We start from the raw sequence: 25656 nt of genomic DNA on the forward strand, positions 1-25656 counted from the left end.
GCGCGACACCCCGACGGCGGCCTCGCGGCGCGGGGGTCGGGGGTGAGAGGGACCGGAGGCCGGAGGTCGAGAGGCCGTCGTCCGGGGGGCGACCGGGTGTAGGGCGGGGGTGCGGCGGGTTGTGGGTGCCCGCCGCACCTGCGGTCAGAACGGTTGGGTGTTGGGCTGGAAGACCTGGCCGTTGGCCGGCGCCTTGAGGTTCACCAGGTAGTCGGTCACGGCGGTGTCGACGCCGGCGCTGTCGCCCAGGATGCAGTGCCCGAACGCGTCCACGGTGAGCAGTCGCGCGTTGCCCAGTTGGCGGGCCATGCGCTGGGAGAACTTGTACTGCGTCGCCGGGTCGTAGTAGTTGCCCACCACCAGGACCGGGTTCGGCGTGTGCCGGTGCCACGGGCCCGCGTACCGGTCCGGGTGCCGCACCGGCCACGACGCGCAGGTCAGCAGGTCGGCCGCCGCCTGCTGCCGACCGAACGTGGGCGACTCCCGCTCCCACTTCGCCGCCAGCGCCGGGAACAGCTCCGGCACCCGCACGAACGGCTTGTCGGTGCAGTTCACGCCGTAGTACGAGTCGTCGGCCAGGTACTCGGCGTCACCCGCGACGCCCGCCCGGACGTCGGCCAGGCCGTGCTTGTTCGCCAGCGGCGGCGTCGGCGCCGGCACCTCCTGCGCGGACAGCGCGGCCGACGGGTGCAGCACGCCGTAGATCGCCTGCAACCAGGCGGCCAGCGCCTTGAACCGCGCCGGCGCGTACAGGTCGCTGGTCACCCGGCCGACGTAGCCCGCGTGCGTGACGACCTCGCCGGACGGCAGGGTGATCGGCCCCTTGCGCAGCGCGTCGCGCACCTCGTCGAACTTGGCGCGCGGGTCGCCGTCGCTGTAGGCGCACTTGTCGCCCTCGGCGTCGCACCGCTTCAGGAACGCGTCGAGCGCGAGTTCGAAGCCCTGCGCGCGCTGCCGGTCGTACTCCGCGCCGTTGGAGGTGCGCAGCGCCGGGTCGACGTTGCCGTCCAGCACCAGCGCCCGCGACCGGTGCGGGAACACGTTGGCGTAGGTCGCGCCGAGCAGCGTGCCGTAGGAGAAGCCGACGTAGTTCAGCGTCCGGTCGCCGACGCCCTGGCGCAGCAGGTCGAGGTCGCGCGCCACGTCCTCGGTGGACATGTGCGCCAGCAGCGGTCCGGCGGTGCGCCGGCACGCGTCGGTGTAGTCCTCGGTGGCGCGCATGGTGTCGCGGATCTCGGCGCGCGTGACGGGGATGGACGACATGCGGCCGAAGACCGCGTCGGCCTCCTCCTGGGTCTCGAAGCAGCGCAGCGGCGAGCTGCGGCCCACGCCGCGCGGGTCGAACCCGATCAGGTCGAACCGCGCCATGACCTCCGGCTGGAAGAACGAGCTGCCGTACGCGGCGTACCGCAGTCCCGCGCCGCCGGGGCCGCCCGGGTTGAGGAACAACGAGCCGATGCGGTTGGCCTGGTCGGTGGCCGGCGACTTCATCAGCGCGAGCGTGATCCGCTCGCCGCGCGGCTTGCGGTGGTCCAGCGGCACGGGGTGCTGGGCGCAGCTCACCCGCGCGCGCTGCGGCTCGGGTATCGACGCCAGCACGTCGTCCGCGCACTTCGTCCACCGCACCGGTGCGGCGCCCTGCGCGTCCAGGGCGATCGCGGTGCCGGTCGCCGCGAGGCCGGACACGGCGGTGCCCAGGACCATCGCGACGACCAGCGCTCTGCTGCCAAGCTTCACGGTGTGTGCTCCTCACGTCCGCGACGCCGCCCCTCGTCGTACCACGGCGTCGTCGCGCGAGGCTCCCATCCCGCGCCGCGCCGGAACACCCGCAGAACGGAGGGTTTCCGCGCGTCCGTTCAGCCCACGACGCGCGCGAGGGACAGCGCGAACCGCTCCCCGGGGTCGGTCCACCAGCGGTGGAGCTCGAACCCGGCGGCGGTCAGCTCGCGGGCCACTCCCTCGCGCCGGAACTTCGCCGACACCTCGGTGCGCAGCTCCTCCCCCTCGGCGAACTCGACGTCCAGCCCGAGCGCGGCGACGTGCGCCCGCACGGGGCGGGACGCCCGCAGCCGCATCTCGATCCACTCCTGCTCCGGGTTCCACAGCGCCACGTGCCGGAACGCCAGCTCGTCGAAGTCCGCGCCCAGCTCCCGGTTGAGCACCCGGAGCACGTTGCGGTTGAACTCGGCCGTGACGCCGCGCGCGTCGTCGTAGGCCCGCACCAGCACCTCGGGGTCCTTGACCAGGTCGGTGCCCAGCAGCAGCCACTCACCCGGCTCCAGCACGTCCCGCACGGAGGTGAGGAACTTCTCCCGCTCCTCGGGGATGAGGTTGCCGATGGTGCCGCCGAGGAACGCCACCAGCCGGGGCGGCGCGCCCGGCAGCAGCCCGAGGTGCTCGGTGAAGTCGCCGACCACGCCGTGCACCCGCAGGCCGGGGTAGGCGGCCGTGACCCGCCGGGCCGCGTCGGTCAGGGCGGCGGCCGAGACGTCCAGCGGCACGAACTCGCGCAGCGTGCCGTGGGCGCGCAGCGCGTCCAGCAGCAGCCGCGTCTTCTCCGACGACCCGGAGCCCAGCTCCACCAGCGCGTGCGCGCCGGTGGTGCGGGCGATCTCGTCCGCCCGCGCGACCAGGATCTCCCGCTCAACGCGGGTCGGGTAGTACTCGGGCAGGCGCGTGATCTCCTCGAACAGCCCGCTGCCCACCGCGTCGTAGAACCACTTCGGGGAGACCCACTTGCGCGGCGCGGTGAGCCCCGCCCTGGCCTCCGCCCGGAGCGCGCTCGCCGCGTCCTCCGGGGTCAGGTGCACGTCCAGCACTGGCTCGGTCATGGTCTCCCCATCGGTCGGACGTCCACGGTGATGGTCTGCCCCGGCGCGGGTCCGGCCGTCACGACGTGCCGGTCGGGCACCTCCCGCCACAGCGGGTCGTCGTCCAGCGGCTCGGAGGACACCGTCACCGCGTCGGCGGTGGCGCGCACCCACAGCGAGTGCGTCCAGGTGGTGCCGACGAGCACGGTCCCGTCGGTGAGCAGGAGGTTGAGCCGCGATCCCGGCGCGGCGGCGGCCACGTCGCGCACCACCGACGCGACGGCCTCGGTCGGCGGCGCGGTGGCCAGGCGCGCCCGGACCAGCGCCCACAGCAGCGCCGCGTCGGTGGGCGCGTCCAGGGTGAGCAGGTCGGTGACCGGCAGGGACTTCGCCAGGTCGGCCACCGAGCCGGGCCAGTCGGCGACCCGGCCGTTGTGGCTGAACAGCCACCGCCCGTCGGTGAACGGCGCGCACGCGGTCTCCACCACCGGCATGCCGGCGGTGGCGGACCGGACGGCGGCGAGCACCGCGCCGGAGACGAGGACCCGGCTCAGCGCGGCCAGGTTCCCGTCCGACCAGAGGGTCCCGGTCCGGCGGTAGCGCACCGCCGGACCGCCCGGCGCGGGGTACCAGCCCACGCCGTAGCCGTCCACGTTGACCGTGCCGCCGCCGCGCATGTCCCGCGGTCGGTACGACTGCCGCAGCAGCGAGTGCGGCGGGTCGTGCAGCAGCGCCGCGACGGGCACGGCGGGGCCGAGGTAACCCAAGTGACGGCACACGTCAGGCGCTCTCCCCCGGCTCCGCGTCCCGCGCGCACCGGAACCCGGCGAAGATCTGCCGCCGGATCGGGTAGTCCCAGTTGCGGAACGTCGACCGCGCCACCGCCTCGTCGGTGCCGAACGACCCGCCGCGCAGCACCTTGTAGTCGGGGCCGAAGAACACCTGCGAGTACTCGGCGTACGGGAACACCTCGAACCCGACGTAGCCGCGGAAGTCGGAGCTGGTCCACTCCCACACGTCGCCGATCAGCTGGTGCACGCCCAGCGGCGACGCGCCCGCCGGGTACGCGCCGACCGGCGCCGGCGACAGGTGCCGCTGCCCCAGGTTGGCGTGCAGGCCGGTCGGCTCCTCGTCGCCCCACGGGTAGCGCCGGGACCGGCCGGTGGCCGGGTCGAACCGGGCCGCCTTCTCCCACTCGACCTCGGTCGGGAGCCGCTTGCCCGCCCACTTCGCGTACGCCTCGGCCTCGTGGTAGCAGACGTGCACGACCGGCTGGTCCGGCACGACCGGCGCGGTGACGCCGAACGCGGTGCGGAACCACCGGTCGCCCTCGCGCGCCCAGAACCGCGGCGCGACGAGGGACGCCGCGCGCACGTGCGCCCAGCCCGCCTCGGACCACCAGCGCGGGTCGCGGTAGCCGCCGTCGGCGATGAACTCGGCGTAGGCGGCGTTGGTCACCGGGGTGGTGTCGATGTGGAACGCCCCGGTGGACGCCCGGTGCGCGGGCCGCTCGTTGTCCAGCGCCCACGCCTCGGTGGAGGTGCCCATCGTGAACGGGCCGGCGGGCACCAGCACCTCGGCCGGGCCGACCGGGCCGCCGCGCGGCGGTGGCGGCGCGTCCAGCACCGGCGGACCGACGCGGAGCTGGTGGGTGGCCAGCATGGTCTCGTCGTGCTGCTGCTCGTGCTGCACGATCATCCCGAACGCGAACCCGCGGTCGAGCAGCCGGCGGCCCTCCAGCGGGCTGGCCGCCAGCACGTCGAGCACCTTGTCCCGCACCTCGCCCACGTACCCGCGGGCCTCGGCCGGGCCGAGCAGCGGCAGTTCCGGCCGGGCCGCGCGGGCGTGCTTGAAGGCGTCGTACAGCTCGTCGATGTCCTGCCGCACCGGTTCGCGCCCGCCGACGTCGCGGACCAGCCAGAGCTCCTCCTGGTTGCCGATGTGGGCGAGGTCCCACACCAGCGGGGACATCAGCTCCGAGTGCTGGCGCACCAGGTCGTGGTCGTCCACCGCCCCGGTGAGCGCGGTGCTGCGCCGCCGGGCCCTGGTGAGCTGGGCGGCGAGGTGGTCGCGGAGGTCCTCCACCGCGGTGTCGTGGTCGATGCCGGTCATGGACGGGACCCTCCGGTCTGCTCGGCGAGCGTGCGGTGCAGTTCCTCGGCGATGGCGTCGGTCTGGCCGACCGACAGGTCGGTGGCGCGCAGCGCCGCGCAGCCCAGCTCGACCACGTCGCGCGCCGCGCGGGCGAGCACCGGGTCGCGCAGGCCGTAGCGGGCCGCCGCCAGCCAGCGGTTCGCCGCGGCGCGGGTGGCCGCCAGCACCGCGTCGACCAGGGACCGGTCGCTGAACAGCGCGGCCAGCAGCACGACCGGCGCGACCCAGCCGCCGTGGCGCGGCGTGTCGAGGTACCGGACCTCCAGGTACCCGCGCGGGCGGACCGGCGGGAACTGGAGCGTCAGGTGGTAGTCGAGGTCGTCGCTGGTCGGCCCGGTGCCCAGCGCGCCGTCGATCCACTCGGCGAACGTGAACCGGTGCCGCGGCAGCCAGTCCGAGCCCGGCCTGCGCACCACGATCACCGGCGAGTCGACGATGCGGCGCGCCCACGCCGCCGCCGGGTCGGCGCACACCGCCCCCGGCCGGGTCCGGACGGGGTCGGTGGCGTACAGGGCGCGCATCCGGGCGGTGGCCCAGTCCGTGCGCCTGCCGCCGACGCCGGGCGAGTTCGCGAACAGCGCGGTGAGGACGGGCCCGAGCGCGTGGACGGCGGCCCAGCGGGCGGCGAGGTCCTCGCGGTGGCCGAGGTCGAGGCAGACCTGGAGCCCGGCGGTGCTGCACATCATCGTGATGCCCTCGGGCCCGAGCGGCGCGAAGGCGTGCTCCATCGCCGCGTAGCGGGGTACGCGGAGCAGTCTGCGCGGTGGGCGGTGCGGGTCGGCGCCCCGGTGCCCGAGGACGAGTCCGGCGGGTTCGAGGAGGCCGGTGAGGTGGTCGACGTCCGCCGCGACGGTCTTGAGCAGGTCGGTCAACGAGCCGCTGGGCGGGGTGGAGATCTCGACCTGGCCGCCTGGTTCGACGGTGAGGGGCGTGCCCCCCGGCAGCGGCTGCTGGGGGCTGTCGGGGACGAGCGTGGGTGGCGCGTGCCTGCCCAGTGCCGCGGCGAGCGCGTCGCGGTCGAGGGGTTTCGCCGGGTCTTCGCGGTGGTGGACGGTCCATTCGAGTTCGACGCCGAGCAGCCGGGGCGGTCCGTGCTTGAAGCAGACGGACGCGACGTATGCCTCGGCCTCCGCGCGGTCGCGGAAGACCGCCGGGGTGGGCCCCGGCGGCGGGGTGTTACGGACAGCAGTCATGACGTACTCCCCGTGATCATCCTGGTCGAATCGACGCTACACGGGGGTACCGACAGAAGCACGCCGCCAAAACCCTTGGGGATCAAGGGATGCGAGCCCGCGTCGGAAGTCGCCGGCGGGCCGGGCGGGCGGGTCGGCCGGGGGTGGTGGCGTCGGCGCGGTCCGCCGGTGACCGGGTCGGGTGACCCCGCCGGCCGGGCGGGTGCGTGCTCGTCGCGCCACCCGGACGCGGCGCGACCTGCGGCGCACCCGGAGGGGTTCACTCGTTCGAGTGACATCGGTGAGGGGCGGTTCCGCCGTTCGCCGGCGGACCGCCGCGGCAACCCTGGTGAGCGCGGCGCGGCCCGCGCGACGGACCCCGCCGCGCGGGCCGCGCACGGCGGGGAAGCCGTGCGCCACCGGATCGTCATGCCGCGGCAACCGGCAAGTCCATTGTGGACCGATCGAGCCGACGGCGCGGGACGGCCGGGCGGTCCACTCGGAACCGATGCGGCGCGCGGCGATCCGGGGCGTCCCCCGCTCGCGCGGCCCCTCGGCGCGCGAGCGGGGACGCCGGTCACCGTGCCGCGGCGGGCTTCCCGCGCGGCGAGGTGTCCGCCGTGCCGCCGTCCCCGGTGGGACCGCCGGGACAGGGCGCGGGGTGTCGCGGCGCGCCCGACCCGCCGGCCGTCGCCGCTCCGCGCCCCGGCGCCCCGGAACCAGCGCACGCGTGCGTCGCCGGGATGGCCCCGTCGCCGGCGGACGCCGGGCCGGATTCGCCCGGGTGCACCAGGTCCACGCGCAGCACGCGGTCGTTGCCCGCGGTGCCGTCCTTGTCGGTCGTCGTGGTCAACCACAGGTCGCCCGCGCGGTCCACCTCCACCGTCCGCAGCCGCCCGTAAGTGCCCTGGAAGTAGGACTTCTGCTCCACGAGGTTCGCCGACGCGTCGATGCGCAACCGGTACAGGCGCTGCCCCACCGTCGTGGCCACGAACAGGTGGTCGTCGACGATGGCCAGGCCGCTGGGCGACGCGGTGGACGTCGACCAGGTCTTCTTCGGCGCGACGGTGCCCGCGCAGGACGAGCCGGTGGTCCCCTCGCAGCCCGGCCAGCCGAAGTTGCCGCCCTTCTCGATCAGGTTGACCTCGTCCTGCTTCGAGTCGCCGAACTCCGACGCCCACAGCCTGCCCCGCGAGTCGAAGGCCAGGCCCTGCACGTTGCGGTGCCCGTAGCTCCAGACCGCCTTGCCCGGAAACGGGTTGTCCGCCGGGATCGAGCCGTCGGGGTGGATGCGGAGGATCTTGCCCGCGTTGGTGTTCAGGTTCTGCGCGTGGTCGTCGTTCTGCGCGTCGCCCGTGGAGACGAACAGGTGCCTGCCGTCCGGGCTGAACCGCAGCCGGCCCCCGTTGTGGTAGCGGCTCTTCGGCACGCCCGACAGCAGCGTCTTCCACCCCGTCAGCCGGTCGCCCTCCAGCTTGGCGCGCACGAGCTGGTTGCCGCCGGCGGCCGTGTGGTAGACGAACACGTGGCCGTCGGAGGCGAACGTCGGCGACACCTCGATGCCGAGCACGCCGCCCTCGCCGCCGGTGCCCTGCGCGCCAGGCACCTTGCCCAGGGTGGTCCGCGCGCCGGACGGGGCCAGGCGCTGGACGGTGAACTTCTCCCGCTCGGTGACCAGCGCCGAGCCGTCGGGCAGGAACGCCAGGCCCCACGGCACGTCGACGCCGCTCGCGACGGTGGCGACCGCGCCGGGCTCGGGCACGCCGCCGGGACCGGAGCCGCCGGGCGTCGCGGTGACGGCGGCGCTGAACGGCGACAGGTTGCCCGCCGCGTCCCTGGCCCGCACGGTGAAGCGGTAGGACGTGCCGGTGGTCAGGCCGCCGACGGTGGTCGTGGTGCCGTCCGCCGTGCCGGCCCGTGCGCCGTCGCGGAACACCTCGTAGCCGGTGACGCCCACGTCGTCGGTCGACGCGGTCCACGCCAGGTCCACCGACGTCGCCGTGCGGCCGGTGACGCGCAGCCCGGACGGCGCGGTCGGCGCCACGGCGTCCGGCGGGGCCTGGTCGGTGCGCACCACGACGTTGTTGCTGGCCGGCGAGACGTTCGGGGCGGCGTCGCGCGCGAACACCGTCCAGTCGTACTCGGTGTCGGGCGTGAGGCCGGTGACCGTGGCGGACAGGGTCGTGCCGTCCACCTTCCGCATCAACTGGCCGTGCTGGTAGATGTCGTAGCCGACCACGCCGACGTCGTCGGTGGCCGCGTCCCACGCGAGCGCCACGCTGGTGGCGGTCTTCCCGGTGGAGCGGAGGTTGCCCGGCGCGGACGGTGCGCGCGTGTCGGCCGGTCCCGCGTGGGCGACGGTCAGGCGGTCGGCGTTCGGGCCGCCGTCCGCGCCGGTGGCGGTGGCGCGGACCCGGTTCCGGCCCGCCTTGAGGGTGGCGGTGGCGGTGACCTCGCGCCACGTCGTCCACGCGCCGGTGCCGGGGAACGACAGGGCGGTGCCCGGCCCGCCGTCCACGGAGATCGACAGGGGTCGGTCGTCCGCCGACCCGTTGGCGTAGCGGAAGACCAGGGTGTGCGCGCCCGCCCGCGCGGCGTCGACGGCGTACTCGACGTAACCGCCCGCGGTGTTGTCGTAGTCGACGAACCCCGTGCCGGTGAAGCCCGCGTGGTCGGACTCGACCGCGCCCCGGACGATCGTGGCCGCCTCCGACTGGTGCTCGGTCACGGCGGCGGCCTGCTCGACCTCCAGGTAGTCGACGTTGGGGCCGCCGGTGGCGGCGGCGGAGGTGAGCCTGACCCGGTTCCGGCCCGCCTTGAGCACGACCTGCTCGGTGGCGGACCACCACGAGGTCCACGCGCCGGTCGCCGGGAACGGCCGGTCGTCGACCGCGAGCACGCCGTCGACCGCGACGTCCATCGGGCGGTCGTCGGCCGAGCCGTTGGCGTAGCGGACGGTCAGCGTCGCCGGGCCGGCCCGGTCGGCGGTGACGGTGAACTCGGCAGAGCTGCCGGTGGTGTTGTCGAAGTCCACGAACCCCGTGCCGGAGAAGCCGGCGTGGTTCGACTCGACCGCGGCCCGCGTGAGGGCGGCGCCCTCGGCCTCGTGGCGGGTGGGTGCGGCGCTCGCCGCGCCCGGCGGGCCGAGCAGGGCGAACGCGGTCGCCGCGGCGACCGCGACGAGCGGGTATCTCGGTGCCACTGGGTGATGCCTCCACGTCGTCGGGGATCACGAGCGGCGGCGGCTACAGTTAGGAAAGTTTCCTTACTGTCAGCACGGATCACACCACCGGCGTCCGACGACTGTCAAGGCGTGCGGAGAACGTTTACCGCACGTACTCCGCGCGGCCGGCGAAGGCGGCGCGGGAGTCCTCCGCCGTGAGCGCGCACCGGCGCAGCACGGCCACCGCGTCCTGGTAGCGGGCCACCACGTCGACCCGCTCGGACAGCGACTCGGTGTGCACGGCCGGCCCGCCGACGGCGAACCCGAGCAGGGTGAACGAGTGGCGGAACTCGGGCCGGTTGCCCGCCGTGAACGGCACCAGCCGCACGCCGCCGTGCTCCGCCAGCTCGCGCAGCTGCCCGCGGAACACCTCCGGGTCGTCCGACCACGCGTGCAGCGCCGTCTCGTGCACGAAGAACTCGCACGCGGGCGGCACGTGGCGGCGCAGGACCTCCCGCCGGTCCAGGTCCGTGCCCAGCACGCGCGCGTACCCGGGCGTCTGGAGCAGCGCCGGGACGGTCAGCGTGTCGTACGACACGATCTCCGTCGCCCGCCGCTCGGCGGCGCGCAGCGCGTCCGGGCCCTCCGGGTCGACGTGGTCGTAGTGCGCGAGCCGGACCAGGTCGATCAGGTCGATGCCCCGCCGCACGCCGTCCACCTGCGAGAGCCGCCCCAGCCGGATGTCCTTCACGGTGCGCCACCGTAGTGCGGCGGACCCGGTGGTTCGAGCCGGTCGCGGCGGAACCACTCCAAAGTGGAACGCTTCAATCCGTACGTACTGATTGGATTTCCGGGGCCCGCCCTGGCAACATCGACCGGTGCCCAGGGTGAGCCAGGACCACCTCGACGCCCGCCGCCGCCAGATCCTGGACGGCGCGCGTGCGTGTTTCGCGCGCTACGGCTACGAGGGAGCCACCGTGCGCCGCCTGGAAGAGGCTACCGGCCTGTCCAGGGGTGCGATCTTCCACCACTTCCGCGACAAGGAGTCGCTGTTCCTCGCGCTCGCGGAGGACGACGCGCTCCGGATGGCGGAGGTCGTGGCCGAGCAGGGCCTCGTGCAGGTCATGCGCGACCTGCTGGCCGCGCCCGAGCCCGACGCCGAGCACCCGGCCGACTGGCTGGGCACGCGGCTGGAGGTGTCCCGCAGGCTGCGCACCGACCACGAGTTCCGCGGCCGGTGGGCGGAGCGGTCGCGGCAGCTCACCGACGCCACGCGGCAGCGGCTCGTGCGGCAGCGCGACGCCGGGAAGCTGCGCGACGACGTGGACATCGACGTGCTGACGTCGTTCCTGGAGCTGGTGCTGGAGGGGCTGGTGTCGCACCTGGCGATGGGCCTGCCCGCCGACGATCTCGAACCCGTCCTCGACCTGGTGGAGGAGTCGGTCCGCCGGCACCGCCGGTCGGGCTGAACCGGCGTCGGCGGCCCGCGTGGCGGTGATCTGCGCGTCGGTGATCTGCGTGTCGGTGGCCGGGCGTCTGAGGCTCGGCGTCTGAGGCTGGGCGTCTGGGACCTACGTGTCGTTGCGGACGGTGGTCGGCGGTGCGTCCGACCCCCGTTCGGGCGGTGCGGACGGGTGGTTGCCACGCTCGGAGTAATCCCGTCCACGCCATCGGACACCGCCTGGGTGAACCCATAGGATCACCGACATGGCTGACCCGCGACCTGCCCACGTGCACCGGGTGCGGGTGCGCCCGGTCGACTGCGACCGCCAGGGGGTCGTGCACGCCTCCCGCTACCCGGTGTTCTTCGAGGCGGCGATGGTCGAGACGCTGCGCTCGCTGCTCGGCTCGTACCGGGAGCTGGAGAAGCACGGCATCGACTTCGTGATGGCCGAGACGTCGATCCGGTACCTGAGCCCGGCGCGGTTCGACGACCTGCTGCGGATCACCGTGCGGGTGCGCACGCTCGGCACCACGACGCTGACCGTGGGCTTCGACGCGGACGTGGACCGCACCGCCGTGGCCACCGGCTGGAACCGCTACGTGTCGTTCGGGACGCCGGAACTGCGCAGCACGCCCATCCCGGAGGACTTCCGCCGCCTGTTCCAGCCCCGCCGCCCGGTCAAGCGCTAGCCGTGCCGACCCGGCGGGGCGTCACCAGGGCCTTCGCCGTCCGCGTGTCCTCCCGGACGCGCCGACCCGCCGGTATCCGGGCGGTCCGGTGCTTGAGTCCGCACCGCGTCCGCGTCACCGTGGTCACATGTCGTCCACCGTGAGAACCGCCGCGCTGCTGTTCCTGGGCCGCGCCGTCGTCCGCACCCAAGCCCTGCTCGGAGACCCCGCCGCGCGGTTGTTCGGGACCACTCCCACGCGCGACCCCTACCCGACGTACGAATCCGTGCGGTCGAGCGGAGCGCTCGTGAAGAGCCGGATGGGCCTGTACCTCACCGCCTCGCACGAGCTGTGCGACGCGGTGCTGCGCGACCCGGCGTACGGGGTGGTGCCGGCGGGCGACCTGTCGCCGATCGACTCCTCCGGGTACGTCGACGGGCGGCGGCTGGTGAACCCCGTCGAGGAGTCGTTCCTGGTGCGCAACCCGCCCGACCACACGCGGCTGCGGCGGCTGGTCGCGCCCTGGTTCACGCCGCGCGGGCTGCGGGCGCAGGCGGCCACCGTCGAGCGGGTCGTGGCGGAGTACCTGGACGAGGTCGGCGACCGGCCGACGTTCGACCTGGTCGGCGACTTCGCGGCGCGCGTGCCGGTCCGGGTGATCGCCGAGCTGCTCGGCGTGCCGGGCGCGGACCAGGCCGCGTTCGCCCGGTGGGGCAAGGCGCTGGTCAACGCGCTGGACGGCGTGCGCGACCTGCGGGAGCTGCGTGCGCTGCACGAGGGCCTGCGCGAGTTCGAGGCGTTCCTGGACGACCTGGTCGCGCACCGCCGCGCGCGGCCCGGCGACGACATCGTCAGCGCCCTGGTCGCGCACGACGACCTCACCCGCGAGGACCTGGTCGCGACCACCGAGCTGCTGCTGGTGGCCGGGTTCGAGACGACGGTCAACCTGATCGGCAACGCGGCCCTCGCGGTCCTCGCGCACCCCGAGGTGCGGGCACGCCTGCTGGACGACCCCGCCTGCGCGGAGGCGGTGGTCGAGGAGACGCTGCGCCTGGACCCGCCCGTGCAGTACACGGTGCGGATGCCGTTCGAGGCGACGCACCTCGCCGGTGCGCGGGTGCCCAGGCGCACGCCGGTCGTGCTGCTGCTGGCCGGCGCCAACCGCGACCCGGCGGTGTTCACCGACCCCCACCGCTTCGACCCGGACCGGCCGGACGTCCGCGCGCACCTGGCGTTCTCGTCGGGCATCCACTACTGCCTGGGCGCGGGCCTGGCCCGGATGGAGGCCGCGGCGGCGCTGCGCGGACTCTTCGGTCGCTACCCGAACCTACGAGCGGCAGGCCGCATACGCCGCCGCCCGTCCCGCCTGATCCGAGGCGCGGCCCACTTCCCGGTAACCACAGGCGCACCCCAACGCCGCCCAATGGCACCAGCCACCACCTGACCGCGCCCCTCGCCAGCGCCCTCCCCTCCCCCGCCCGCTCCCTTCCGCACGCGGCCCCCGCGAGGCCGCCGTCGGGGTGTCGCGCCTCATTTCCCGCCGATCACGCTTTTCGATCGGCGGGAAATCAGGCGCGATGGCCCGACCACAGGGCGGCCGAGCCCGCCGCGACGGAGTCGCGGCAATCAAACTCAGTCCACCCCGTGCATCAGCTTCCGGATGCTGTTCGTGCCGAGCACGAGCAGCACGCCGAGCAGGATCGACACCCCGCCCAGCACGCCGAAGTACGCCACGGCGTTCTCGTCGCTGTAGAAGCGGACCACGAACGCGCCCACGCCCTGACCGGCGGCGGAGGCGAGGAACCACAGGCCCATCGTCTGCGACGCGAACGCGCGCGGTGCGAGCTTGGTGGTCACCGACAGGCCCACCGGCGACAGCATCAGCTCACCGGAGGTCATCACCGCGTACATGGCGATGATCCACAGGAAGCTCGCGCGCACCGCCGGGTCGCCCTGGCTCGCGATCATCATCAGCACGTACGACAGGCCGACCAGCAGCAGCGAGAAGCCGAACTTGCGCGGCGTCGCGGGCTGGCGCTTGCCGAGCTTCACCCACAGCAGGGCGAACAGCGGCGCGAACACGATGATCATGACCGGGTTGATGGACTGGATGAACGACGGCGGGATGTCCAGGCCGAGGAAGTGCCGGTCCAGCCGGGTGTCGGCGAACGCCGCGATCACGGTCGCGCTCTGCTCGAACAGCAGCCAGAACATGGCGGCGGCGATGAACAGCGGGATGTAGGCGGTCAGCCGCGACCGCTCCACCTTCGTGGTCTTCGGGCTGCGCATCATCACCACGAAGTACCCGATGGGCAGCACCACGGACGCGATGCTGATCAGGTTGATGACGCCTTCCGCGCCGAGCACGCCGGTGACGACGAGGACCGCCACGACGGCGACCAGGCCGAGCGACACGCCGAGGATGCGGGTCAGCACGCCGAGGCGCTCCTCGGCGGGCAGCGGGTTCGGCGGCTCGGCGGCCGACGTCCCCAGGTTGCGCCGCCCGAACCGGTAGGCGACCAGGCCCAGCGCCATGCCCACGGCCGCCGCGCCGAACCCGAGGTGCCAGTCGACCTTCTCCCCGAGGGTGCCGCAGACCAGCGGCGCGAGGAAGCCGCCGAGGTTGATGCCCATGTAGAAGATCGTGAAGCCGGAGTCCCGGCGCGCGTCGTCCGGCGCGTAGAGGCCGCCGACGACGGTGGAGATGTTCGGCTTGAGCAGGCCCGTGCCGAGCACGATCAGGATCAGGCCGGTGTAGACCCCGGCGACGCCGATCGGCAGCGCGAGCGCGATGTGGCCGAACATGATCAGCACGCCGCCGTAGAAGACGGACCGCTGACCGCCGAGGACGCGGTCGGCCAGCCAGCCGCCCGCGACACCGGACATGTACACCGACGCGCCGTAGATGGCGACGAGGCTGAGGGCGAAGCTCTTGTCCAGGCCCAGTGCGCCTTCCGCCGTGGAGCGGTAGAGGTAGTAGGCGAGGATGGCCTTCATGCCGTAGTAGGAGAAGCGCTCCCACAGTTCGGCGAAGAAGAGCGTGGACAGTCCTCGGGGGTGCCCGAAGAAGCCCTTCTGCGGGGCGGAAACCGCGCTCGTGGCGCTCACTGGTTCCTCCTGGTGTCAACGATGTCACCCACGGCGTTCCGGGTCACGTTACGCCGTACGTTCGTACTGCATGAAATCGACCCACCTCTCCCGCCGCGGCACACACGTTCAGGGTGCGCCTCCCGGCAACCTTTGGTGCACTCGAAGGGTGGATCTGATCGAGGCTCACGGACGCGCGATGACGGAGTTCGACTCGCGGGTGCGCCGGGTGCGCCCCGACCAGTGGCAACTGGGCACGCCGTGCCAGGGGTGGTCGGTCCGAGACCTGGTCAACCACCTGGTCTACGAGCAGCTGTGGGCGCCCGAACTGCTGGCCGGCTGCACCGTCGAGCAGGTCGGCGACCGGTTCGAGGGCGACCAGCTCGGCGGCGACCCGCTGCACGCCTGGGTGCTGGCCGCCGCGGCGGCGCGGGAGGCGTGGATCTCGCCCAAGGCGCTCCAGCGGCCCGTGCACCTGAGTTCGGGCAGGTCGACCGCGGTCGAGTACGGCTGGCAGATGACGCTGGACCTCGGGGTGCACGCCTGGGACCTGGCCCGCGCGATCGGCGACTCGGAGCAGCTCGACCCCGCACTGGCCCGGACGCTGCTGGAGTACGCGACCGAGCACGCGGAGGAGTTCCGGGGCAGCGGGCTGTTCGGAGCGCCCGTGCCGGTGCCGGAGGACGCGCCGGCGCAGGACCGGCTGGTCGCCCTGCTGGGCCGCAAACCCTGAGGTCGCACACCCCGGATCGCGCGTTCCGGGGCCGCGCACTGCGGAGTCGCACCCCGGAGTCGCACCCTGAGGTCGCGCTTCCCGGAATCGCGGGCCCTGCGCGAGGTCGGGACCTCCCTTGTCGTTCGCGGTGCGGGCGCAGTCGTGGGGGAACCCGTCCGGGGCTCCCCCACGACCTCATCCCTTGGCCCGAGCGGGGCTCTCGGGGCCAAGTCGGGTTCCCGCCGCCGAGCCCGACCAGTGCACGTCCCGCTCCGCGCGCCTCCCCTGCCGCGCGGAGCGGGACGCGCTCCCCCTTGTGATGTGTGAACGCCCCCGACGTCGTCACACCCCACTGTCATAGTCGCCGGGTGTTGTCAGGTGTCGGGCGCCACACACATGACAACGATCGCCGGACAACCGCGCCGGGTGGCGGACGGACCGGCGGGTCGACGTCCGTTCCGGGGGTGCGGTGCGGTGACGCCCCTGCTCAGGGGCCGTTGTGACCGGGCACCCAGCTCTCCGGCCCGCCGCTCTCGGTCAGCACCAGCTGCCAGTCCGCGAACCCCTCGGGCGCGCCCGGCTGCCACGGCCAGTGGCCGTCGGCCGTGGGCAGGATGATCTGGACGGCCGCGAAGTCGCCCTTCCCGTAGAGGAGGAAGGCGCTGCCGAGGAACTCCGGGTAGAAGCCCTTGAAGACCCGTTCGAAGGTGACCGGCACGCCGTCGAAGAAGTCGTGGTAGAGCTTGCCGGGCACGAACCGCTCGCCCTGGCTCGCCCTGGACACGTAGGCCCGGATGAGCACCTCCGCCATCTCGGGCGGCAGGCCGATGACGACGGCTTCCGCGACGCCGAACCTGCGCCAGGCGCCCACGGAGAAGGCGTACTGCGCGCCTTCCGCGTCCTCCGGGACGGTGACGACGGCGTGGCCGTAGCGCTCGGCCTGGTCGAACAGCCAGTCTCGGAGTTGCGTTTCGCGGGGGTTCAGAGCGGGACTCGACACGACCGCCATTGTGCCTGCTTCCGGGAGGCGGAGGGGCGGGCGGTGCGGTGGGCGCGGGGTCCGGGACGGGATGGGGCGGGCGGTGCGGCGCGGGGTCCGGGCCACGGAGTGAAAAGCGTCCTCGCCGGACGGGCTGGCCACCGAGGATGACCTCCGGGTGTGACCTCGGTGCGGCGCGGTGCGGGAAAAGCGGGCGTGTCATCCCCGTATGGCCTGGTCTGAAGACCACCACCCGTGTTCGGCCAGGTCAAGCGGAAAGCGTGCTTGACCTGGCCGAACACGGGTGGTTCCCTGCGGGCAGGCCATACGGGGATGACACGCCGGCAGGGGTCTGTGCTGGGTGTGCCGGGGCGTGGCGCTCGCTCGTGGAGGTCAGGCGTCCACTTCTGCCATGACCTGTTCGGAGACGTCGAAGTTCGCGTAGACGTTCTGCACGTCGTCGCAGTCCTCCAGGGCGTCGATGAGCTTGAAGATCTTCCGCGCCCCCTCCGCTTCGAGCTGGACCGTCACCGACGGCAGGAAGTTGGCCTCCGCGCTCTCGTAGTCGTAGCCCGCGTCCTGGAGGGCGGTGCGCACCGCCACCAGGTCGCCTGCCTCGCTGACCACCTCGTAGCTCTCACCGAGGTCGTTGACCTCCTCCGCGCCCGCGTCCAGGACGGCCATCAGGACGTCGTCCTCGGACAGCTCGCCCTTGGGCACGATCACGACGCCCTTGCGCGCGAACATGTAGGACACCGAGCCGGGGTCGGCCATGCTGCCGCCGTTGCGGGTCATCGCCGTGCGGACCTCGGACGCCGCGCGGTTGCGGTTGTCGGTCAGGCACTCGACCAGGACCGCCACGCCGTTGGGGCCGTAGCCCTCGTACATGATGGTCTGCCAGTCGGCGCCGCCCGCCTCCTCGCCGCCGCCGCGCTTGCGCGCGCGCTCGATGTTGTCCAGCGGCACGGAGTTCTTGCGGGCCTTCAGGATGGCGTCGTACAGCGTCGGGTTGCCGTCCGGGTCGCTGCCGCCGGTGCGGGCCGCCACCTCGATGTTCTTGATGAGCCGCGCGAAGAGCTTGCCCCGCTTGGCGTCGATCGCGGCCTTCTTGTGCTTGGTGGTCGCCCACTTTGAGTGGCCGCTCATTCGTCCTCCGTCTGATACTCAGCCCGCGGCACGGACCATGTCCACGAAAAGGCGGTGCACGCGCCCGTCGCCGGTCAGTTCCGGGTGGAACGAGGTGGCGAGCACGTGTCCCTGCCGAACCGCGACGATCCTACCGGCGGCGTCGCCCGCCTCGGCGGAATCCGGGACTCGGGCGAGTACCTCCACGCCGTCGCCCGCCTTCTCCACCCACGGGGCGCGGATGAACACCGCGTGGACCTCGCCCACCCCGGTCAAGTCCACATCCGCCTCGAACGAGTCGACCTGCCTCCCGAAGGCGTTGCGGCGCACCACGATGTCCAGCCCGCCCAGCTGGTGCTGGTCGGCCCGGCCGTCGAGCACCTCGTCGGCGAGGAGGATCATGCCGGCGCACGAGCCGTAGGCGGGCATCCCCTCCTTGATCCGCGCGCGCAACGGCTCCAGCAGGTCGAACGTGGCCAGCAGCCGGCTGATGGCCGTCGACTCCCCGCCGGGCAGCACGACCCCGTCGACCTCGGCCAGCTCCTCGGGCCGGCGGATGGGGCGGGCCAGGACATCGGCCTCGGCCAGGGCGACGAGGTGTTCGTGGACATCGCCCTGGAGGGCGAGGACACCGACGACGGACACGGCTGGTTTCCTCCTTGGTGGAACTCCCACCAGCGTAGGTGACCGGGCCGGACGGGGTGCCCGTGGCACCCGTCCGGCCCGGTCGACGGCGGTGGGGTCAGTCGCCGACCACCACCCGTCCCGCCTTCGACCGGCGGGCCTGGACGGCGCGCCAGCCGAGGAACAGCACGACGGCGAGCACGGGGATGGACCAGAACGCGATGCGCTCGGCGGTGCCCGCGAAGGCCATCAGCACGATGACCAGCGCGAGGAAGCCGAGGGTCGCGTAGCCGGTGTAGGGCGCGCCGGGCATCCGGTAGGTCGGCCTGGTCAGCTCGCCGCGCAGCGCGGCCTTCCGCAGCCGGAGCTGGCAGATGATGAGGGTGGCCCAGGTCGCGACCACGCCGAGCGAGGCGATCGCGATGGCGATGTCGAACGCCTCCTTGGGCACGATGTAGTTGAGCACCACACCGGCCAGGTAGGCGACGGAGGTGAACAGGATGCCGCCGTAGGGCACGTGCCGGGCGTTCATCCTCCCCGTGAACGCGGGCGCCTCGCCCTTCTGCGCCAGCGACCGCAGGATGCGGCCGGTGGAGTACAGGCCCGAGTTGCACGACGACAGGGCCGCGGTCAGCACGACGGCGTTCATCACGTCGCCCACGCCGGCGATGCCGAGCGCGGAGAAGACGGTGACGAACGGGCTCTCCGCGCCGCTGTAGAGGTTCCACGGCAGCAGCATGGCGAGCAGCAGCACGGAGCCGACGTAGAAGACGCCGATGCGGTAGACCACGCCGTTGATGGCCTTGGGCAGCACTTCGCGCGGGTTGGCGGTCTCGCCGGCCGCGATGCCGACCAGTTCGATCGCCGAGTAGGCGAAGATGACCGCCTGGAGCGTCATGAGCGCGACGCCCACCCCGGCGGGGAACATGCCGCCGTTGCCGAACAGGTTGTGCACGCCCGCCTCGTGGCCGCCGACGTCGGCGTTGCCGATCACCAGGGCCGCGCCGGTGAACAGGAACACGACGATCGCGGTGACCTTGACGACGGAGAACCAGAACTCCAGCTCGCCGAACAGCTTGACCGAGAGCAGGTTGATGGCGACCAGCGCGGCCAGCGCGATCAGCGCCGTCACCCACTGCGGCAGGTCGGGCAGCCAGCGGTGGACGTAGATGGCCACGGCGGTGATCTCGGCGATGCCGGTCATCGCCCAGTTCACCCAGTACATCCAGCCGGAGGTGAAGCCGGCCCAGGGCCCGATGAACTCGCGCGCGTACTCGACGAAGCTGCCCGCGGTCGGTCGGTGCAGCACCAGTTCGCCCAGCGCGCGCATCACGAAGAACGCCGCGATGCCGCAGGCCGCGTAGGCGAAGACGAGTGCCGGGCCGGCCTGGGCGAGCCTGCCGCCCGCGCCCAGGAACAGGCCGACGCCGATGGCGCCGCCGATCGCGATCATCTGCACCTGGCGCTTGCTCAGCGCTTTGGTGTACCCGTCGGCGTCCGGCTCCATCGCCCTCTGCTCTTTCATGGTCGCGGGACGTTAGCGGCTGTTCACCGGCGCGCGCGGGCGGCTTGAGGAAGATTTGATGTAATCACCGCCACGTTTACCCGAAAGGGCGTGGTCGAGGCGGCGTCGGGGCAGTGGGGCGGTTCTTCGGCCGTCTCGTTTCGAGTGATGTCAGTCGCTGACATCACCGCGGTTCGGGTCTCGTGGATGGTCGTGGTGGTCGCGGCGTGGTGTGCGGGTGTGCCGGTCGTGACGGGTGGCGATTGCCCGGCGGCGGCTCGCGCGGTGTGTTAGGCAATGGCCATGTCCGACGCACTGCGCGATCTGCTGGACGGCCGCTGGGCGACGCTGCGCCGCGAGGCGGTCGAGCTGCTGGCCAAGCTGGAGCCGACGCCCGCCGACCTGGACCGCGAGCAGTACCGGGCGTGGGTGCTGGAGCAGCTGCACGTCCTGGCCGCGGGCGGGCACTCGCTGGTCGCGTTCCCCGCCGAGCACGGCGGGCGGGACGACGTCGGCGGGTCCGTCGTGGCGTTCGAGGTGCTCGGGTTCGGCGACCTGTCGCTGATGGTCAAGGCGGGCGTGCAGTGGGGGCTGTTCGGCGGCGCGGTGCAGGCGCTCGGCACGCGGGCGCACCACGACGAGCTCCTGCCGGCGATCATGGGCCTGGAGCTGCCCGGCTGCTTCGCCATGACGGAGTCCGGGCACGGCTCGGACGTGCAGCGCCTGCGCACCACCGCCACCTACGACCCGGCGACGCAGGAGTTCGTCGTGCACACGCCGGACCGGTCGGCGCGCAAGGACTACATCGGCAACGCCGCGCGGGACGGTCGGCTGGCCGTGGTGTTCGCGCAGCTGGTGACGGGTGGCGGTGCGCACGGCGTGCACGCGCTGCTGGTGCCGATCCGGGACGCGTCCGGCGCACCGATGCCCGGCGTGTCCATCGAGGACTGCGGGCGTAAGGCCGGGCTGAACGGCGTCGACAACGGGCGCCTGGCGTTCGACCACGTGCGGGTGCCGCGGGCCGCCCTGCTGGACCGGTACGGCGCGGTGTCCCCCGAGGGCGTCTACACCAGCCCGGTCGAGGGCGACGGGCGGCGGTTCTTCACCATGCTGGGCACCCTGGTCCGCGGGCGGATCAGCGTCGCGGGCGGCGCGGGGAGCGCGACGAAGAGGGCGTTGACGATCGCCGTGCGGTACGGCCTGGCGCGGCGGCAGTTCACCCGACCGGACAGCGGCGAGGAGGTCGTCGTGCTCGACTACCTCGCCCACCAGCGGCGGCTGCTGCCCGCGCTGGCCACCACCTACGCGCTGCACTTCGCGCAGGAGGAGCTGGTGTCGGCGCTGCACGACGTGGCCGACGACCGCGGGCAGCGCGAGCTGGAGTCGCGCGCGGCGGGGTTGAAGGCGGTGGCGACCTGGCACGCCACGGCGACCATCCAGACGTGCCGGGAGGCGTGCGGCGGCGCGGGCTACCTGGCGGAGAACCTGCTCGCGGACCTGAAGGCGGACACCGACGTGTTCACCACGTTCGAGGGCGACAACACGGTGCTGCTGCAACTGGTCGCGAAGGGCCTGCTGACCAGCTACCGCGACCACGTCGGCGACCTGGACCCGTGGGGCCTGGCGCGGTTCGCGGCCGACCAGTTCGTGGGCGTGGTCATCGAGCGCACGGCGGCGCGGGCGATCGTGGACCGGCTGGTGAAGGGCGGTTCGGACGCCCTGCTCGACCGGGGCTGGCAGTTGCGGCAGTTCGAGGACCGCGAGCGGCACGTGGTCGAGGGGCTGGCGCGGCGGTTGCGGCGGGCCACGGCGGACGACGCGTTCGACGTGTTCAACGCCGCGCAGGACCACCTGCTGCACGCCGCGCGGGTGCACGTGGACCGGGTGGTGCTGGAGGCGTTCGTCGCGGCGGTGGACCGGTGCCGCGACGAGGCGACGGCGGCGCTGCTGGGCCGCGTGTGCGACCTGTACGCGTTGAGCACCATCGAGGCGGACCGCGCGTGGTTCCTCGAACACGGCAGGCTCACCCCGGCGCGGGCCAAGGCGGTGACGCAGGCGGTGAACGGGTTGTGCGGCGCGCTGCGGCCCCACGCGCGGCGGTTGGTGGACGCGTTCGGCGTCCCCGAGAGCAGGCTGACGGCGCCCATTTTGGGCTGACGGGTCCAGAATGGGCGGTATGGACGAGCTGACCGTAGGACTGGCCGGGTACGTGCGGGCCGTCGCCGAGCAGGTCGGCGTGCCGCCGGAGGGCACGGAGTACGAGGTCAGCGACACCGCGACCGCGTACCTGGCGCTCGCCGAGGGGCGCGGCCGCGACCTCATGCTGCTGTGGAGCGAGAAGCACGGCTGGTCGGTCGCGGTGGAGACCGCGCCCGCCGAGTCGCCCGTCGTGCTGGCCCACCTCGACGGGCCGCTGGTGCCGCCGCCGCGGGCGGTGGCGCGGTTCGTGGCGGACGTGCTGGCGGGCAAGCGCGACGACGCGCGCCCCACCGTCGACCGCGACCGGCAGGCGTTGACGGCGCGGCTGCGGCCCTACGCGTTCGACCCGTTCTGAGCGGCGGGCGGCCGGGCCGGTGGAGGCCGGTCAGAGGCCGACGAGCCGGAGCCCGGCCGTGGTGAGCGCGGCGAGGAGCACCACGACCACGAACGGCGCCCTCCGCCACGCGGCCAGGCCGCCGACCAGCACGCCGATCGGCAGCGCCCACCCGGCGAAGCCCTGCCCCTTGGTCAGCGACGACGTCGCGACCAGCGCGACCAGCATGACGGTGGCCGACCTCGTCAGCAGGTCGTCCGCCCCGGCCGGCAGCCGCACGCGGTCGCGCAGCAGCGGGCCGGCGAGCCGGAACAGGTAGGTGCCCGCGGCCAGCACCAGGACGGCGGTCAGCGTCACGCCGCGACCTCCCGCCCGCCGACCGCGACCACCAGGCCGACCAGGGCCAGCAGCACCGGCACGCCGGCGGGCAGGAACGGCGTCGTGGCCAGCGCGACCGCCGAGCCGAGCAGCGCCGCGCGCCGCGTCCGGCGGTCGGTCAGGGCGGGCAGGGTCAGCGCGAGCAGCGCGGCGGGGAACGCGGCGTCGAGCCCGAACGCCGCCGGGTCGCCGATCGCCTGCCCCACCAGCACGCCCGCGACGACGCCGGCGTTCCACGCGCCGAACAACGCGACGCCGCAGGACCAGTAGGCCGCGCGGGCCCTGGCGGGTTCGCGCTGGGCGAGCGCGAAGGCGACCGTCTCGTCGACCAGCAGGTGGCTGCCGAGCAGGCGGGCCACCGGACCGCGCCCCGGCACGTCCCCGATCGCGAGCCCGAAGGGCAGGTGGCGGGCGTTGAGCACGAGCCCGGCCAGCACGGCGGCGGCCGGGCTGCCGCCCGCCGCGACGATCCCGACCGCCATGAACTGCGACCCGCCGGCGAAGACGAGCAGCGACATGACGACCGGCAGCCACCAGGGCAGGCCGGTCGCGACGGAGATCGCGCCGAAGGAGGCGCCGCTGACCGCCGCGCCCGCGGCGACCGCGGCGACGTCGCGCAGCAGTCGGGTGTCTGGGGTTCGCCATGTCGAACGCATCGTCTTCTACGATGAACAGCAAAGAACCTGTTCGTCAAGGCGAACGATTGGACTGTCATGCCGAACACAGGTGCGCCGCTGGAGGTCATCGCCGCGTCGCTGCGCCGCGAGCGCGAACGGGTCGGGCTGTCGCTGAGCGAACTCGCCAAGCGCGCCGGGATCGCGAAGTCGACCCTGTCGCAACTGGAGGCGGGCAGCGGGAACCCGAGCGTCGAGACCCTGTGGGCGCTGGGTGTCGCCCTGGGCGTGCCGTTCAGCCGGCTGGTCGACCCGCCGGTGGCGCGGGTGCGCGTGATCCGGGCCGGCGAAGGCCCTGCGGTGTACTCGGAGCGGGCGCACTACACGGCGACGCTGCTGGCGTCCTGCCCGCCCGGCGCGCGGCGCGACATCTACGTGCTGGACCTGGAGCCGGGCAACCCGCGCGAGTCCCAGCCGCACATGGCGGGGACGGTCGAGCACCTGGTCGTCAGCCGGGGCCGGGTGCTGGCCGGCCCGCTCGCCGAGCCGCTCGAACTGGGACCGGGCGACTACCTGCTCTACCCCGGCGACCAGCCCCACACGTGCGCCGCCCTGGAGCCGGGCACGTCGGTGGTGCTGGTGATGGAACACGTCTAGCTCACCTGTTCGAGGGATATCGATCAAACGGTGAATATCCCGATGGATCACACATGAGAACAGCGACCGCACCACCTACGCTCGACGACATGGGCGACGAGCCGAAAACCGAGTCGATCCAGATCCCCGACGTGCCCGCCGAGGTCGTCACCGCGCTCCAGGCACGAGCCGACGCGTATGACATGCCCCTGACCGCCTACCTCCATGAGCTACTCGACAAGACAACGCGCAAACCCATGATGGCCGAATGGGTCGAGTCGGCCACCGACCGCGATTGGGGCGTCGATCGGGAGACGATCGTCCAGGCGCTGCGCGACGAACGTGAGGCAGCGGACGCCCAGTGAACTTCACGGTTGTGGTTGATTCGTCCGCCCTCGTCGAGATCGTTGCGGACAAGGCTCCGGACCGCGCGCTCCTGCACAGGCTTTCCACCGCCGTCGCGGTAGCGCCGGAACTCCTCGATGTGGAAGCCCTGAGCGTGCTGCGCCGATTGGAGTCGGTCAAGGCGCTGTCCGAAGCGCAGGCGTCGACCGCCTTGGCGAAGGTCCGCGCCGCGCCCGTCAGCAGGGTTTCCCACCGCCCGCTGATCAGTCGTGCCTGGCGCTTGCGGCCGTCGATCCGCGTGGCCGACGCGTTCTACGTCGCACTCGCGGAAGAGTTGGGCATCCCGCTCGTCACCTGCGACGCACGGCTGGCCCGCTCGAACGGTCACCAGGCGGTCATCGAGGTGTACCCGGTGTCCTGAACCAGCGGAACGGCCCCGTGGGCGGGTGCCCGCGGGGCCGTTCTCGCGGCGGGTGTCACCGGGCGGGTGTCACCAGCCGCGTTCCGCCAGCCGGTGCGGCTGCGGGATCTCGTCGACGTTGATGCCGACCATCGCCTCGCCCAGCCCGCGCGACACCTTCGCCAGCACGTCCGGGTCGTCGTAGAACGTCGTCGCCTTCACGATGGCCTCCGCGCGCTGCGCCGGGTTGCCGGACTTGAAGATGCCCGAGCCCACGAACACGCCCTCCGCGCCGAGCTGCATCATCATCGCCGCGTCGGCCGGGGTCGCGATGCCGCCCGCGGTGAACAGCACGACGGGCAGCTTGCCCGCCTCCGCGACCTCGCGCACCAGCTCGTACGGGGCCTGGAGCTCCTTCGCCGCCACGTACAGCTCGTCGGCGGGCAGGTTCTGGAGGCGCCGGATCTCGGCGCGGATCTTCCGCATGTGGGTGGTGGCGTTGGAGACGTCGCCGGTGCCCGCCTCGCCCTTCGAGCGGATCATCGCCGCGCCCTCGGTGATGCGGCGCAGCGCCTCGCCGAGGTTGGTCGCGCCGCACACGAACGGCACGGTGAACTGCCACTTGTCGATGTGGTTGGCGTAGTCGGCCGGCGTCAGGACCTCGGACTCGTCGACGTAGTCCACGCCCAGCGCCTGGAGCACCTGCGCCTCGACGAAGTGCCCGATGCGCGCCTTCGCCATGACCGGGATGGACACCGCCGAGATGATGCCGTCGATCATGTCCGGGTCGCTCATGCGCGACACGCCGCCCTGGGCGCGGATGTCGGCGGGCACGCGCTCCAGCGCCATGACCGCCACCGCGCCCGCGTCCTCGGCGATCTTGGCCTGCTCGGGGGTGACCACGTCCATGATCACGCCGCCCTTGAGCATCTCCGCCATGCCGCGCTTGACGCGGGCGGTGCCGGTGACGTGCGTACCGGAGTCGGATGAAGTGGTCACGGCCAACCTTTCGGGTGAGGGGAAGACTGACCTCATCGTACGTCGCACGTGGACCGCCCAAGCAGGCCAATCCGGCACGTTCTCGGCAGGCCACTCGCCGCACAACCGCAGGTAGTGGCCTACGCCACCTCCGACGTGCCGCCGCGCGGCGGAGCCGCCGGTCCGCCGGGGCCGGCGACCCGTGGTGCCACGCGCGGGCGACGCGAGAGGCCGCCGGCGGTCACGGGCGGCGACACGGGCAGCTTCACGGGCGGGGTGGCACCGGTGCAGCCGGCACCGGGGCGGCCTGCACCGGGCGGGCGGCAC

The 25656-nt window shown here is 73.2% G+C and carries 24 protein-coding genes; 9 read left to right on the forward strand and 15 right to left on the reverse strand.

Features of this window, described 5'->3' with window-relative positions; all coding sequences use genetic code 11:
• Positions 1–144: 144 nt before the first annotated feature.
• From C8E97_RS23300 to C8E97_RS23330, 7 genes are all read right to left on the reverse strand, one after another.
• Complete coding sequence (locus C8E97_RS23300) at positions 145–1704, reverse strand: alpha/beta hydrolase (RefSeq protein ID WP_170212146.1); 1560 nt, start codon at positions 1702–1704, stop codon at positions 145–147.
• Between the two features lie 152 nt (positions 1705–1856).
• Complete coding sequence (gene egtD, locus C8E97_RS23305) at positions 1857–2831, reverse strand: L-histidine N(alpha)-methyltransferase (protein ID WP_121007623.1); 975 nt, start codon at positions 2829–2831, stop codon at positions 1857–1859.
• Positions 2828–3589: an ergothioneine biosynthesis protein EgtC gene (gene egtC / locus C8E97_RS23310; protein ID WP_121007624.1), complete on the reverse strand. Its 762-nt coding sequence runs from the start codon at positions 3587–3589 to the stop codon at positions 2828–2830. The genes egtD and egtC overlap by 4 nt, the downstream gene beginning before the upstream one ends.
• 1 nt (position 3590) lies before the next feature.
• Positions 3591–4922, reverse strand: a complete 1332-nt coding sequence (gene egtB, locus C8E97_RS23315) for an ergothioneine biosynthesis protein EgtB (protein ID WP_121007625.1) — start codon at positions 4920–4922, stop codon at positions 3591–3593.
• A complete protein-coding gene (locus C8E97_RS23320) occupies positions 4919–6157 on the reverse strand; it encodes a glutamate-cysteine ligase family protein (RefSeq protein ID WP_121007626.1) in 1239 nt (412 codons plus the stop codon). Before C8E97_RS23320 ends, egtB begins: the two co-directional genes overlap by 4 nt.
• A 556-nt stretch (positions 6158–6713) precedes the next feature.
• Complete coding sequence (locus C8E97_RS23325) at positions 6714–9338, reverse strand: PQQ-dependent sugar dehydrogenase (protein ID WP_121007627.1); 2625 nt, start codon at positions 9336–9338, stop codon at positions 6714–6716.
• Between the two features lie 124 nt (positions 9339–9462).
• Entirely contained in the window at positions 9463–10050 is a 588-nt protein-coding gene (locus C8E97_RS23330; protein ID WP_121007628.1) for a DUF5753 domain-containing protein, read from the reverse strand.
• Between the two features lie 127 nt (positions 10051–10177).
• Here C8E97_RS23330 and C8E97_RS23335 point away from each other — a divergent pair, with 127 nt between their 5' ends.
• From C8E97_RS23335 to C8E97_RS23345, 3 genes are all read left to right on the forward strand, one after another.
• Complete coding sequence (locus tag C8E97_RS23335) at positions 10178–10768, forward strand: TetR/AcrR family transcriptional regulator (RefSeq protein ID WP_121007629.1); 591 nt, start codon at positions 10178–10180, stop codon at positions 10766–10768.
• A gap of 238 nt (positions 10769–11006) precedes the next feature.
• On the forward strand, positions 11007–11432 hold the full coding sequence (locus tag C8E97_RS23340; RefSeq protein WP_121007630.1) for an acyl-CoA thioesterase: 426 nt from the start codon (positions 11007–11009) through the stop codon (positions 11430–11432).
• Positions 11433–11559: 127 nt separating this feature from the next.
• Positions 11560–12855, forward strand: coding sequence for a cytochrome P450 (locus C8E97_RS23345; RefSeq protein WP_121007631.1), 1296 nt, complete (start codon positions 11560–11562; stop codon positions 12853–12855).
• Between the two features lie 188 nt (positions 12856–13043).
• On the opposite strand, the gene C8E97_RS23350 is transcribed toward C8E97_RS23345, so the two are convergent.
• Positions 13044–14519: a peptide MFS transporter gene (locus C8E97_RS23350; protein WP_121007632.1), complete on the reverse strand. Its 1476-nt coding sequence runs from the start codon at positions 14517–14519 to the stop codon at positions 13044–13046.
• 178 nt (positions 14520–14697) lie between these two features.
• Between C8E97_RS23350 and C8E97_RS23355 the strand changes: the two genes are divergently transcribed.
• The gene (locus tag C8E97_RS23355; protein WP_121007633.1) at positions 14698–15231 is read left to right on the forward strand and encodes a TIGR03086 family metal-binding protein; all 534 of its coding nucleotides are present in this window, start codon (positions 14698–14700) and stop codon (positions 15229–15231) included.
• A 469-nt stretch (positions 15232–15700) separates the two neighbouring features.
• On the opposite strand, the gene C8E97_RS23360 is transcribed toward C8E97_RS23355, so the two are convergent.
• From C8E97_RS23360 to C8E97_RS23375, 4 genes are all read right to left on the reverse strand, one after another.
• Entirely contained in the window at positions 15701–16222 is a 522-nt protein-coding gene (locus C8E97_RS23360; RefSeq protein WP_121007634.1) for a DUF4262 domain-containing protein, read from the reverse strand.
• Between the two features lie 363 nt (positions 16223–16585).
• Positions 16586–17338 (reverse strand): YebC/PmpR family DNA-binding transcriptional regulator, encoded by a 753-nt coding sequence (locus tag C8E97_RS23365; protein WP_121007635.1) that lies wholly within the window; start codon positions 17336–17338, stop codon positions 16586–16588.
• A gap of 18 nt (positions 17339–17356) precedes the next feature.
• Complete coding sequence (gene pdxT, locus C8E97_RS23370) at positions 17357–17962, reverse strand: pyridoxal 5'-phosphate synthase glutaminase subunit PdxT (protein ID WP_121007636.1); 606 nt, start codon at positions 17960–17962, stop codon at positions 17357–17359.
• Positions 17963–18059: 97 nt separating this feature from the next.
• A complete protein-coding gene (locus tag C8E97_RS23375) occupies positions 18060–19466 on the reverse strand; it encodes an amino acid permease (RefSeq protein WP_170211970.1) in 1407 nt (468 codons plus the stop codon).
• Positions 19467–19748: 282 nt separating this feature from the next.
• Between C8E97_RS23375 and C8E97_RS23380 the strand changes: the two genes are divergently transcribed.
• On the forward strand, positions 19749–21602 hold the full coding sequence (locus C8E97_RS23380) for an acyl-CoA dehydrogenase family protein (RefSeq protein WP_121012189.1): 1854 nt from the start codon (positions 19749–19751) through the stop codon (positions 21600–21602).
• 19 nt (positions 21603–21621) lie between these two features.
• A complete protein-coding gene (locus C8E97_RS23385; RefSeq protein ID WP_246019099.1) occupies positions 21622–21999 on the forward strand; it encodes a DUF6292 family protein in 378 nt (125 codons plus the stop codon).
• A 30-nt stretch (positions 22000–22029) separates the two neighbouring features.
• Here C8E97_RS23385 and C8E97_RS23390 read toward each other — a convergent pair whose 3' ends face one another.
• Together C8E97_RS23390 and C8E97_RS23395 are read right to left on the reverse strand one after the other, a co-directional pair.
• The gene (locus C8E97_RS23390; protein WP_121007639.1) at positions 22030–22335 is read right to left on the reverse strand and encodes an AzlD domain-containing protein; all 306 of its coding nucleotides are present in this window, start codon (positions 22333–22335) and stop codon (positions 22030–22032) included.
• Positions 22332–23012 (reverse strand): AzlC family ABC transporter permease, encoded by a 681-nt coding sequence (locus C8E97_RS23395; protein ID WP_121007640.1) that lies wholly within the window; start codon positions 23010–23012, stop codon positions 22332–22334. The genes C8E97_RS23390 and C8E97_RS23395 overlap by 4 nt, the downstream gene beginning before the upstream one ends.
• A 57-nt stretch (positions 23013–23069) precedes the next feature.
• On the opposite strand from C8E97_RS23395, the gene C8E97_RS23400 reads away from it, so the two are divergent.
• The 3 genes from C8E97_RS23400 to C8E97_RS23410 all read left to right on the forward strand — a co-directional run bounded on the left by C8E97_RS23400 (position 23070) and on the right by C8E97_RS23410 (position 24372).
• Positions 23070–23627, forward strand: a complete 558-nt coding sequence (locus C8E97_RS23400; RefSeq protein WP_121007641.1) for a helix-turn-helix domain-containing protein — start codon at positions 23070–23072, stop codon at positions 23625–23627.
• An 89-nt stretch (positions 23628–23716) separates the two neighbouring features.
• On the forward strand, positions 23717–23971 hold the full coding sequence (locus tag C8E97_RS23405) for a hypothetical protein (protein ID WP_121007642.1): 255 nt from the start codon (positions 23717–23719) through the stop codon (positions 23969–23971).
• Positions 23968–24372 (forward strand): type II toxin-antitoxin system VapC family toxin, encoded by a 405-nt coding sequence (locus tag C8E97_RS23410; protein WP_121007643.1) that lies wholly within the window; start codon positions 23968–23970, stop codon positions 24370–24372. The genes C8E97_RS23405 and C8E97_RS23410 overlap by 4 nt, the downstream gene beginning before the upstream one ends.
• Positions 24373–24441: 69 nt before the next feature.
• On the opposite strand, the gene pdxS is transcribed toward C8E97_RS23410, so the two are convergent.
• Complete coding sequence (gene pdxS / locus C8E97_RS23415; protein WP_425470574.1) at positions 24442–25350, reverse strand: pyridoxal 5'-phosphate synthase lyase subunit PdxS; 909 nt, start codon at positions 25348–25350, stop codon at positions 24442–24444.
• Positions 25351–25656: the final 306 nt, after the last annotated feature.

It is taken from the genome of Saccharothrix australiensis (assembly GCF_003634935.1).
Lineage (GTDB): Bacteria > Actinomycetota > Actinomycetes > Mycobacteriales > Pseudonocardiaceae > Actinosynnema > Actinosynnema australiense.